At 49.6% G+C, this 11672-nt stretch carries 9 protein-coding genes; 3 read left to right on the plus strand and 6 right to left on the minus strand.

What is annotated here, in order from left to right; genetic code table 11:
* Positions 1-181: 181 nt before the first annotated feature.
* Positions 182-1288, minus strand: a complete 1107-nt coding sequence (locus ACTBZS_RS08615) for a GGDEF domain-containing protein (RefSeq protein ID WP_463043850.1) — start codon at positions 1286-1288, stop codon at positions 182-184.
* 142 nt (positions 1289-1430) lie between these two features.
* Here ACTBZS_RS08615 and ACTBZS_RS08620 point away from each other — a divergent pair, with 142 nt between their 5' ends.
* Positions 1431-2645, plus strand: coding sequence for an exonuclease SbcCD subunit D C-terminal domain-containing protein (locus ACTBZS_RS08620; protein WP_463043851.1), 1215 nt, complete (start codon positions 1431-1433; stop codon positions 2643-2645).
* Positions 2642-6058, plus strand: coding sequence for an AAA family ATPase (locus ACTBZS_RS08625; RefSeq protein ID WP_463043852.1), 3417 nt, complete (start codon positions 2642-2644; stop codon positions 6056-6058). The genes ACTBZS_RS08620 and ACTBZS_RS08625 overlap by 4 nt, the downstream gene beginning before the upstream one ends.
* Positions 6059-6097: 39 nt before the next feature.
* Here the strand turns inward: ACTBZS_RS08625 and ACTBZS_RS08630 are convergent, their stop codons facing one another.
* The 5 genes from ACTBZS_RS08630 to ACTBZS_RS08650 form a co-directional block, all read right to left on the minus strand.
* A complete protein-coding gene (locus ACTBZS_RS08630) occupies positions 6098-6433 on the minus strand; it encodes a hypothetical protein (protein ID WP_463043853.1) in 336 nt (111 codons plus the stop codon).
* A 25-nt stretch (positions 6434-6458) separates the two neighbouring features.
* The gene (locus tag ACTBZS_RS08635) at positions 6459-7175 is read right to left on the minus strand and encodes a 3'-5' exonuclease (protein WP_463043854.1); all 717 of its coding nucleotides are present in this window, start codon (positions 7173-7175) and stop codon (positions 6459-6461) included.
* Complete coding sequence (locus ACTBZS_RS08640; protein ID WP_463043855.1) at positions 7172-9061, minus strand: DUF294 nucleotidyltransferase-like domain-containing protein; 1890 nt, start codon at positions 9059-9061, stop codon at positions 7172-7174. The genes ACTBZS_RS08635 and ACTBZS_RS08640 overlap by 4 nt, the downstream gene beginning before the upstream one ends.
* Positions 9062-9167: 106 nt before the next feature.
* A complete protein-coding gene (locus tag ACTBZS_RS08645; protein WP_463043856.1) occupies positions 9168-10955 on the minus strand; it encodes a sodium:solute symporter family protein in 1788 nt (595 codons plus the stop codon).
* 15 nt (positions 10956-10970) lie between these two features.
* Positions 10971-11252, minus strand: a complete 282-nt coding sequence (locus ACTBZS_RS08650) for a DUF4212 domain-containing protein (protein WP_460430547.1) — start codon at positions 11250-11252, stop codon at positions 10971-10973.
* 118 nt (positions 11253-11370) lie between these two features.
* Here ACTBZS_RS08650 and ACTBZS_RS08655 point away from each other — a divergent pair, with 118 nt between their 5' ends.
* Positions 11371-11547 carry a hypothetical protein gene (locus tag ACTBZS_RS08655; RefSeq protein WP_463043857.1) on the plus strand — a complete coding sequence of 59 codons (177 nt, stop codon included), beginning with the start codon at positions 11371-11373 and terminating at the stop codon, positions 11545-11547.
* The last annotated feature ends 125 nt before the right edge of the window (positions 11548-11672 follow it).

Genomic DNA, 11672 nt, shown 5'->3' on the forward strand with positions numbered 1-11672 from the left:
CCCACAGCCTCTGATGCTGATCACCAGTTATATCATTTCCGTAGGGGCCATTTTTGTACTCACTAAAATAATTGCTTTCCATTGCAGTTTTTTGCAGTTGCTGGCCATGTCGTGAGTTGAGTTTGTTATTCTCAATTTTCCGCTAAAAGCCGTTGCCAGCGGGGTTTAGCCACTGGTAGTGCTAAGCTGATTCAGCAAATACAGATTGTTCTTCAAAACAAGACACCCGATTACGTCCTTGGGACTTGGCAACATACATTGCTTGATCAGCATGTTGTTGGATCTCAAACATTGACTGATCATCATATTGATTGCGGGCGACGCCAATACTGGCGGTAATTCGCAGTCGTTGGGTGTTATCAATCATGGGCATAAGCTGTTCAACCGTTTGCCGCAGGCTTTCAGCCAACAACAGCGCGTCATACAGTGAGGTGTTAGGTAAGAAAATAGAAAATTCCTCACCCCCTATTCGTCCCAACATATCTTGTGAGCGAATGTGATCGTTAAGCGCTTTCGCCACTGTTTTTAAAACAATGTCTCCTGCCGCATGACCGTAATTGTCGTTAATCGATTTAAAATGATCGAGGTCAACAAATAACACCGCATAGTCAGTGTGATGTTGTTTGGCAGCAGCAATGGCCGCATCACAGCTTGCATAATAAGCACGTGCATTAAGCACGCCGGTCAGCGTGTCGTGGCTGGCCATGTGGCGCAGTTGATGATTCGATTGTTGCATCCGCACAAAATAAGAAATAGCGCGGTTGACGTAGACATGAAAAAACACCGCAAGATAGAGAATACTGATAAGCAACGTTGCCATTGCATTCGGTGAATAGGGGGCGTCAAGATGGCGATTACCCAATGCCAACCCCACTACTGTTACTGCTGTGACCAGCGCGCCTGCTCGCCGACCAAGTAAAATATATACACCCGGGATATTGACCAAAAACCACAACACCCGTAGCTCATCTTCCGAGACAAATATCAGCGCCGAGGTATATTCCAATAAGCAAACAATCTCGTATACACAGGCAACCCAAAAAAATCGCTCTTTATGCCCACGCAACAGCCACCACAACAGCGTTGCGCTAAAAGTGAAATAACCCATCGAGCGAACATGGTCTGCCGACATCGGGTTGACTTTGGATTGTTCTCCCAAAATAAATAAGGCGGTACAAATTGCGCCCGAAATCAACACCACACACAGAAAACGGTAGCGAAATTCTTGTAATTCTTCCCGCTCGCCAAAGCTTGCCCGACCAAATAGCAGTTTCTCAAGTGCCGTCATTGCTGTCCTCGCTGTGCGGTGTTGTTGAGAGATACTATAGGCGAATATCATAATTATTTCAATATTGGCAAAAAAAGTATATTTAATCAGGTAATATCTTCACGGCATGTCAGATTATTTTTGATTAAGGTAGGAAATCACTATGCGTATTTTGCACACGTCTGACTGGCATTTAGGCCATCTCCTTTTAGGACAATCACGCCATGCCGAACATCAACGCCTGATTGCATGGTTGGGCGAACAAATTCGGCAACAGCAAATTGATGTCGTGTTGTTGGCTGGGGATGTGTTTGATAGCGCAACGCCTACCAGTGCCGCACGTGAACTGTATTTTGAATTGGCGATGACGGTTGCAGCAGCGGGAGCGCAGTTGGTGGTAGTGGCGGGAAACCATGATGCGGCAGCGACTTTGCAAGAAAGCCGTGTATTACTGGAAAAATTACAGACTTGGGTGATTCCACACCGCCTATTAGCAGCAGACCATGTGCGATTGCTAAAAAACCGACAGGGCGAGCCGGCATTGTGGTTGGCTGCTGTGCCGTATCTGCGGCCACATGAAGTATTGCTCAGTCGAGCAGGGCAAGATGCAGAAGAAAAAGAATTGGCTTTGCAGCAAGCGATAGCCGATTGCTATGCCGAAATCTTTTTCTATATCCAAGCGCAACAAACTACCCTTGCTCGGCCTGTGCCGATCATGATGACCGGCCATTTCACAGTATTAGGTGGCAGCAGCAGTGAATCAGTGCGTGAAATTTATATTGGTAAGTTGCGCGGTTTTCCGGCGACAGCCTTTCCAAAGGTTGATTATGTGGCGCTTGGCCATTTACATCAGGCACAGCATATTTCTGCCCCCTTGCCGATCTATTACAGTGGCTCACCGTTGGCGTTGAGTTTCGATGAAGCAAGCCAACAAAAATCCATGAATCTGATCGAGTGTCAATCCGATGGGCTGCAAGTTCATACACTGCCCGTACCGTGTTGGCAAGCCCTCGCCAGTATTCAAACGTCGATGGAGACTTTGGTGGCTGACGTCGAATCACGGTTGTCACAACTTGCCATTTCACCACCACACACCCTATGGCTAGAAATTGTGTTGACCGATCCGCAAACCAGCCGTGATGTGGTGGATCAAGTGCGTGAACAACTGGCATCGTATCCGGTGCAAGTATTACGGGTGAAACGGGCTCTGCGAGAGGTCAGCCTATTGCAACCCGCTCACACGGTGATGTTGCATGAATTATCGGTGCAAGAGGTATTTGAACAATGTTTAAGCCAAACCGAATTTGATGCAACAACCTGCCAAGCGTTGCAACAACGTTTTGACTTGGTTTGTCAGCAACTGGAAATCATGCAATGAAAATCTTGAAACTGCGGCTTAAAAATCTCAATTCACTGCGCGGCGAATGGACGATTGATTTTAGCCAAGCACCGTTTACACAAAGCGGCTTATTCGCGATTACCGGCCCAACTGGGGCAGGCAAATCAACTTTGTTTGATGCGATTTGTTTGGCCTTATATCACGAAACCCCACGCTTAAAAGTCATCTCGACCAAACAAAATCAGCTGATGACCCGCCATAGCACCGAATGTTTAGCCGAGGTGGAATTTGCGGTACAAGGTGAGGTGTACCGCGCTTTTTGGGGGCAACGGCGCGCCCGTGGCAAGATGAATGGCACATTGCAAGCCCCGACAGTAGAACTGGCACGCGGTGACGGTACGATTCTGTGTCATCAAATTCAAGACAAACTGAAAACCATCGAAAGCTTAACTGGCCTGAATTTTTCGCGTTTTACCAAATCGGTTTTACTGGCACAGGGTGGTTTTGCTGCCTTTTTACATGCCCCGATCAATGAACGTGCCGAGCTATTAGAGCAACTGACCGGCACCGAAGTGTATGGCCAGCTGTCACGGCAGGTGTTTGAACAAACCCGAGAAAAAAAACAGGCGCTATCACTGTTAAAACAACGGGTCGCTGATACTGCGCTGTGGACGGAAGAAGAACGTCATCAATATTTGCAACAACAGCAGCAGGGGCAACACGAACTGCAACAATTGAAGTTGGCGATTGCGGAATGTGAGCAACAACAGGTGCGTTGGCAAACATGGCAACAGGCCTTGGCCGACTATCAACACGCGCAGCAGGCATTAAACAATATTGAACAGGCAGCGAATGACTATGTCGAGCAAGATCGTTGTCTGGAACAAGCCAAATTGGCCCGCGACATTGCCCCAGATCATCAGCGTTGGCAGGAGGCCGAACAGCGTTATCAGCAACTGACAACGCAATTTCACAGTGAACAACAACGCCAACAGCAGCAACAGCAACAACTCCACCAATTGGCAAAACACGGTGCTCGTTTACTGCAACAGGCACAACAACAGTGGGAGGTGGACAATCAAAAGACCTTAGCTACCTTACAACACTATCAAGAGAAATTAGCACACAGCCCACACATTGCGACATGGCAAACTCAATATGCCCTTTGGCAACAGCAGTGGCAGGCGCTGCAACAAGAACAAGTCAAAATAGATGGCGTAGCCGCACAACTTGCCGAACAACAACGCCAACTCACCACCGCGCAAACGGCTTCACAACGGCAACAACAGGCGGTAGAACAAAAAAAACGGCATTTGTCTGAGCAAGAGCAACAGCAACAACAATTACAACAACAGCTTGCCGAGCAACTGGGCGATCAGCCTAACCTTGCTGCTTTGTATGAAAGTTGGCAACAACAGCAACAGTACCAACAGCAATGGCAAACTGTGTTGGCATCGGTGGAAACATGGCAACAGCTGGCCTTAGACATCTCGACCCTCGAACAACAACAGCAACTCGCGCAGCAACAATATACCGCCGCGACAGAAAAACGAGATGAGGAAGCGGATTGCTATCAAAAACTGAAACAGCAGCTACAAACCCTCCAACAACAAGCCGAACAAGCCCGTTTTATCGAACAATTCGCCGACCACCGCACCAAACTGCAAGCAGGTGAGCCGTGTCCGCTGTGTGGTTCGCGAGAACATCCGGAAGTGGCGACCTATCACCGTATTGAGAGTGATGCGTTCACCGTCGAGATAAAAGCGTTAGAAAAAAAACTGGCGGCTTGTGAAGAGCGTGGCAAGACGCAGCGCGATGTGATGACACGGGCTGAACGGGATAGCCAACACCTACAACAACGCGGTGAGGAGAAGCAAAAACAACAAGACAAACTCGAGCAAGAATGCCAAGGATTGATACAGGCTTTGGGGATGCCGCTATTGGCATGGCAAGACACCATGACACTGCTGCCACAGTACCAGCTAAATTTCCAACAACAATATCAAAAGTTTAAGCAACGTCTTGATGTGGTGCAGGGCTTGCATCAGGCACTGATTGACATTGAAAAAGCAATACAGCAGGCAACACAGCAATATCATGCTGCCAATCAGCAATGGCAACAACAGCAAACGGTGTTGCATGAAGTGCTCACCCAACACCACCAGTTAGCCACCACCTTGCAACTGTTACAACAGCAACAACAACAACGTGAGCAACATCTTCAATCCACTTTGCCCGGAAATGCGGCAGACCTTGCACAGCGTTTAGCGCAGATTGCCGAACAGCTGAAACACTGGCAACAGTGGCAAGCCGCACAGCAAGAAGCGGTTTTACAGCTGCAGCAACAGCATCTGCAACAGCAACAACTGGCACAGCTAGCGACGTTGTGGCAACAACGGTTAGCTGAAACAGCAGACAGCGTGGGGCAAGCAAGCGCAGAGGATAGCGTGTTTCCTACTGATGAAACCCGTTGTGATGAAATGTGGCAAAAACGACAGCAACAGGTCTTGCATACCGCCGGTGTGTTAAGCCAATTACAACAACAATTGACTGCACAAGCGTTAGCACGACAACAGCAACACCAGCGCTGGCAACAGGCCTTGCAACGGGTTGGGTTTGCCGATGAAGCGGCGTTTTTACAGGCTTGGCGAGATGACACGGCGTATCACACGTTGTCAGCACAACAGCAACAACGACAGCAACAATGGCAACAAGCACAACATGAATGGCGGATGCGAGAAAAGCTGTGGCAACAACAGCAAATGCTTGGCTGTCCGGCCCTATCAGAGACAGAACTCGCCGCCCAGTTAGCGCAACGGCAAACAGCACAAAACCAGCTGCAAACACAGTTGGCTCAGTGGGCATTGTTGCTACAACAAGATACCGAAAAGCGACAACAACAGCAGTTGTTACTACAACAATATGCGCAGCAACAACAAGACTATGATTATTGGGAAAAACTCGACCAGCTGATTGGCTCAGCCCAAGGCGACAAATTCCGCCGCTTTGCACAAGGGCTGACCTTGGCACATTTAATCACGCTGGCGAATCAACATTTGGCAATGTTGGAGGGGCGCTATCGGTTACAGCGCAAACTGGATGCGGAATTAGAGATGGAGATTATTGATTTATGGCAGGGTGAGGTTGAGCGTGACACCCGCACTTTGTCAGGGGGGGAAAGTTTCTTGGTCAGTTTGGCCTTGGCTTTGGCGCTGTCGGATTTAGTCAGTCACCAACTACGGTTAGATTCGCTATTTTTAGATGAAGGGTTTGGTACTCTCGATCCTGATACCCTTGAAACAGCATTGGCTGCCTTAGACCGCTTGCACGCACGCGGCAAAATGATTGGCATCATCAGCCATGTGGAAGCCCTGAAACAGCGCATTCCAGTACAAATTAAAGTCAGTAAACAACATGGTTTGGGTGTGGCGAAGTTAGAGATTGTCGGCTAATACCATTGCCAGCAGGGGAATCCCTGCTGGCGGGTCAGATTAGCCCCGTTGCAATTGACGCAAACGCCAAATCATTAGCTGCAACGCGGTGAAATACATCCACAGCACCAAAGCACAAATACTGGTCCATGCTTCCAATTGCAACGCGAATAACAACACTGCAAATCCATTGAGCAACAGCAAAATGGCACAGACGATATTGAGGGCGACAAAGCGCGTTTTTAAGAAAGCCGCACGATCGACTGCGCGCCCGCGCCAATCGCGTATTTTGTCCACCTCGCCCCGTTTACCGACTAAAAAGGCAAGACGAATAAAATGTCCGGCCATAAAAAACATAAATAGAAACAAAGCCCAATAGAAAATAAGCGATAGCATGGTGTCCAATCCTTAGGTGTGTCATTTATAAGCGGCTGGCCCGCCGTTTGGCATTTTCTAGTGCGGCTAACCCTTGTGCATGATAAATCCCTTTTTTGCGTGCCCGTTCGATCGCAATTCGGGTCAGTTGCGCCGTAGCTAGACAGTCGCTGATGGCGTTGTGACGGGCAAAGACGGTGATGCCAAAGCGCTTGAGCCAAGTATCCAATCCCACCGGCCCACCATAATGCTCAGGAAACAAAGCGGGCAACAACCAAGCCAAATCTAACCACGGCGCTTGATATTGAAAACCAAGATAGTGCCGCATCGCGCGCGCCAACATCGCCTCATCAAAAAATGCATGGTAGGCAACCAAAGGGCGCTTGCCATTAAATTCTAAAAAATCTAGCAAAGCTTCGGCAGGTTCACGGCCATTGCGTTGGATATTGCCGCTGATGCCATGAATTAAAATATTTTCGTGGCTAGAAACAGTTTCTTGGCGCAACACCACTTCGAATGCCGCTGTGGGTTGTAACAACAGTCGATCTAACGACACCGCGCCAATCGCAATCAAACTGTCTTTACGCAAATTGAGGCCACTGGACTCAACATCAACAATATCCAATCGCGCACTACCAAATGGCTGTTCCCAATCGTCAGCACGCGGCAACGCCTGCCAGCGGGCTAAACGGTCTTGTTGTATCGCCGTCAGCTGCACGCTTGGCGTGCGCCAAAAAGCCAATTTTTTCAGCCAAGTGCTCATAAGCTATAGCGGGTTTTTAGGTGAGATTGCAAACGACGTGCTTGTTGTAACGACTCTTTTAACATTCGCCGTTCTAGCGGATTTAACTCATCAACACGCAATAAATTGGCTCGTGATTTGTCGGTATTCGGTTCTTGTTGTAGCCGCAGGCGCAGTAATTGAATAAAACGGAACGCATCTAATATGGCGTGTAACACATCGGGATGAATGCCACTTTTTGGCGCGGCTTGTTCTAAGCGCGATAAGGTATTGGTCGCCGCCACGCCATGCGCCAAGGCCAACACCCGCGCCGCATCAACAAACAAACGTGCCCCAGATTTTTTCAGGTCTAACCAACCGCTTTGACCTTGGTGGGTTTCGGTCACAAAGTCGCGTACCAAACCCAGAGGAACATGAGAACTGAGGGCATTGCCGGCTAACATGTGTTGGAACATGGTATTGCTGCTGACGTGGTGTAAAAGATATTTTGTCAGACGCTGTGCCAGTGATTCCTCGCCGGCTAAAGGGCGCAAGTCAAAGAAAATAGTGGCGGCTAACAAGGCTTTGGGATCGGGCGAGCTGATCCAATGGCTGAATTTACGTTGCCATGCGTCCAGCGACAGCGTGAGGTCGGGATTGCTGGCCATGATATGCCCCTGACACAGCGGGAAACCGCATTGATCGAGACCCGCCACGACTTCAGCAGCAAAAGCAAGCAAATTGGGTTTGACCTCTTCCTCTGGCCGTTCGCTCAGATACACCAAGCCGTTGTCTTGGTCGGTGCTGAAAGTTTGTTCCTCGCGGCCTTCCGAGCCAAAGGCTAACCAACACCATTGAACATCATGTAAATCGTGTTTAGGCAGAGTTAAGGCAATCACCTGCCGCACAATACAATCGTTCATTGCTGACACAAATTGGGTCAATTGTTCTGGCCCAAGCCCCTGTGCCAACAAATTATAAGAAAGCTGCTGTAAATCTTGCCCTGCCTGTACCAAACTGGCTAAGTCGCTGGCGTGTTCGATCCGTTGGCGCAATTCGCGCAGGCCAACACGCTGCATCGCGAATAAATCACGCTCAGAAATCACGCCACGCAAACGGCCTGCCCCATCGACGGCCAGCACATGGCGAATACCACGAGTGGCCATGGCTAATGTGGCATCGTATGCCGTTGCATGTTCTGAGAGGGTGAAGGGGGCATGAGTCATCACTTGACTGATCGGCGTGTCCAGCGGCGTGTTCGGTAGCAACACGCGTGGCAATAAATCCGATTGCGTCAAAATCCCGATTGGGACACCGGCTTCGGTAATCACCATCGAGCCGGCCCGTGCCGCGTGCATGGCGGTAAACGCCTCGGCTAATGATGTGTCGGGCGCGCAGGTAATCGGTTCTCGCCGAATTAACCGCGACAGTGATGCCGCCATGCCTTGTTGTTCTAAGGCTTTTTGTTGAAACGACTGCTGCATATTGAGATGGGTTTGTCCCAACAGGGTAGCAAGATAGGCGGTACAAAAGCGATTAAACTCGCTGCTTTGTTGCAAGAGCTGATGAAAGTCTGCACTGGCCAACTGATAGCAAAAGGTATCTTCTGCTGCCGTGTAGCGATTGACGGTGGGACGGTCGCCACTGGCTGCGCCAATTGGGAAACATTCGCCTTCTTCTAATAAAGCATGGGTGTCTTGCGTCGGGCCACTGGTGGCACCGTCCACACGAATGGCTCCACGTTGCACAATATAGAAATAAGCAGGGGCGCCCATTTCTGGCTCTAACACAATATGCCCTTCGGGGTAATAGGCGAGGGCCAGACGTTCGGCAATAAACGTCAAGTCCTCTGCTTTCATATTGTCAAAGGGCGCATGTTTCGACAGAAATTCGACCGTGGCAAGACACAAAGTAGCGTTAGCAGTCATAGGGTGTTCTATCTGTGGGCAGGGTTTTTCTCAAGCAGACCCAACAATCGGTTTTCTTGAGAAAAACCCCGACCTCTCGGTCGGGGTTATCTGAAGCAACTCAGGATTAGTGAGCGTGGGCTGTACCTGCACCACGTGGTGTACGGATATCTTCCACCAAGTGTTGGATATGGTCAGGGCAGGCTGGTGTGACACGAGACACAATCAGCGCAACCACCACGTTCAAGATGGCACCCACACTACCGATGCCCTCTGGCGAGATACCAAACAGCCAGTTAGCAGGAATGTTCTCTGCCATAGGTGTGATAAAGATACCTTTGAAGTAGAGAATGTAGCAGAAGGTGAAGATCAGACCGGTCAACATCCCTGCAATCGCACCTTGGGTATTCATCTTCTTCGAGAAGATACCTAACAAGATGGTTGGGAACAGCGAAGCGCAAGCCAGACCGAAGGCAAACGCCACCACCTCCGCCACAAAGCCGGGTGGGTTGTAGCCTAGGTAACCGGCAACCAACACCGCCACAGCCGAGGCTGCACGACCGGCCATCAATTCGCTCTTCTCGGAGATATTCGGTGCAATCACGCCTTTCAACAAATCATGCGAGATAGCGGCCGAGATCACCAACAACAGACCAGCGGCAGTGGACAAGGCCGCTGCAATACCACCAGCAGCAACCAAGGCAATCACCCAGTTAGGCAACTGTGCCACTTCAGGGTTGGCCAACACCATGATGTCACGGTCAACGGTCAACTCATTGCCTTTGTAACCCAGTGCTTCTGCTTTCGCTAACACCTCTGGGTTCTTTGACTTGTCGTTGTAGTGTTGAATCAGGCCATCACCGTTTTTGTCATCCCATTTCAGCAGACCGGTTTTTTCCCAGCGTTTCATCCACTCTGGGCGATCTTCTGCCTTCAAGTTGGCTTCTTGTGCCAGCAACGGCTTATCTTGAGCAACGTGGGTGTTCACGGTGGCGATCACGTTGTAGCGAGCCATTGCACCCACTGCTGGCGCAGTGGTGTAGAGAATAGCGATAAACACCAAGGCCCAACCAGCAGAAGAACGAGCATCACGCACTTTTGGCACAGTGAAGAAACGCACGATAACGTGAGGCAAACCCGCTGTACCTGCCATCAGAGCAAAGGTGATGGCGACAATGTCGATCATCGATTTGCTAGAAGTGGTGTAGTTGGCAAAGCCAAGATCGGTAACCACGGTGTTCAGGCGTGCTAAGAACGGTTGACCATTGGCCAAGTCAGCACCCAAACCGGTTTGTGGTAACAAGTGGCCGGTGAGTTGCAACGAGATAAAGATGGCTGGAATGGTGTAAGCAAAAATCAACACCACATACTGCGCCACTTGGGTGTAGGTAATGCCTTTCATGCCGCCTAATACAGCATAGAAGAACACCAAGCCCATCCCGATAATCAAACCAGTGGTGATTTCCACTTCGAGGAAGCGTGAGAATACAATCCCCACACCACGCATTTGACCAGCAACATAGGTGAACGAGATAAAGATCAAGCACACCACAGCCACAATCCGCGCTGTTTGCGAGTAGTAACGGTCACCGATAAATTCTGGCACTGTGAATTTACCGAATTTCCGCAGGTACGGGGCGAGCAACACCGCCAACAGCACATAGCCCCCAGTCCAGCCCATGAGATAGACCGAACCATCGTAACCCATTGCAGAAATCAAACCTGCCATCGAAATAAACGACGCCGCTGACATCCAGTCCGCCGCCGTTGCCATCCCGTTGACCACGGGGTGCACCCCACCCCCCGCAACGTAGTAGTCTTTGGTGCTGCCAGCACGTGCCCAAATAGCTACACCGATGTAGAGCACGAACGACAGCCCCACAACGATATATGTCAGAAGTTTCAGATCATCCATGATCTACGCTCCAAGTTAGTCTTCGTGCACATCGTGCTTTTCGTCGATCTTGCCCATTTGCTTGGCGTACCAGAAAATCAGCACCACAAACGCATAAATGGAACCTTGTTGCGCAAACCAGAACCCAAGCGGGTAGCCTGCGAGGTGAATGCTATTTAACGCGGATGCAAAAAAAATCCCCGCAAAGTAGGAAACAACCGCCCACAAGGCAAGCACGATCCACAACAGCTTGAGCGTGTCTTTCCAGTAGGCATCGGCATTTTGTTGCGCCGTTGCGTCTTTCTTGATCGATGACATCGTTTCGATCTCCTCATGAAATTGTTTTTGTTGACCTGTTCTAACGAGAACGTCGCGGGAATGTGTTTCCCTCCTTCATCAAAGAACAATCCATTCAGTTTTGGCATCAAATTTTGTGATGTTAGCCATCACCGATGTCGATATTGCACAGCAAAAACTTTTATCTGATAAGGCTTCACGCGTGGTTGAAAATGGCATGAGGGATTTTTTTATGCTCTGCAAAAAAGTGTTTCTTTTTTGCAACATGAGGGGGTTTGTCTCAAAAATACATTCTTTTGACGCAAAAACAACATAGCTTAAAGCAGTCTTAACAGACTTAAATAAGATTTAAGCATGCTGGGTTTGATCTCGTCATGGAGGGGAATTTGGCGGGGAAAACAGGGCTTGTAATGGCTAAAGCACAAATCCGGGCGCGCCAGC

The sequence above is a fragment of the Aquaspirillum sp. genome (assembly GCF_055136605.1).

Coding starts and splice junctions, on each gene's coding strand:
- ACTBZS_RS08645 (WP_463043856.1), bottom strand. CDS start 10,955: ATGGATGATCTGAAACTTCTGACATATATCGTTGTGGGGCTGTCGTTC.
- ACTBZS_RS08625 (WP_463043852.1), top strand. CDS start 2,642: ATGAAAATCTTGAAACTGCGGCTTAAAAATCTCAATTCACTGCGCGGC.
- ACTBZS_RS08630 (WP_463043853.1), bottom strand. CDS start 6,433: ATGCTATCGCTTATTTTCTATTGGGCTTTGTTTCTATTTATGTTTTTT.
- ACTBZS_RS08635 (WP_463043854.1), bottom strand. CDS start 7,175: ATGAGCACTTGGCTGAAAAAATTGGCTTTTTGGCGCACGCCAAGCGTG.
- ACTBZS_RS08650 (WP_460430547.1), bottom strand. CDS start 11,252: ATGTCATCGATCAAGAAAGACGCAACGGCGCAACAAAATGCCGATGCC.
- ACTBZS_RS08620 (WP_463043851.1), top strand. CDS start 1,431: ATGCGTATTTTGCACACGTCTGACTGGCATTTAGGCCATCTCCTTTTA.
- ACTBZS_RS08615 (WP_463043850.1), bottom strand. CDS start 1,288: ATGACGGCACTTGAGAAACTGCTATTTGGTCGGGCAAGCTTTGGCGAG.
- ACTBZS_RS08655 (WP_463043857.1), top strand. CDS start 11,371: ATGTTAGCCATCACCGATGTCGATATTGCACAGCAAAAACTTTTATCT.
- ACTBZS_RS08640 (WP_463043855.1), bottom strand. CDS start 9,061: ATGACTGCTAACGCTACTTTGTGTCTTGCCACGGTCGAATTTCTGTCG.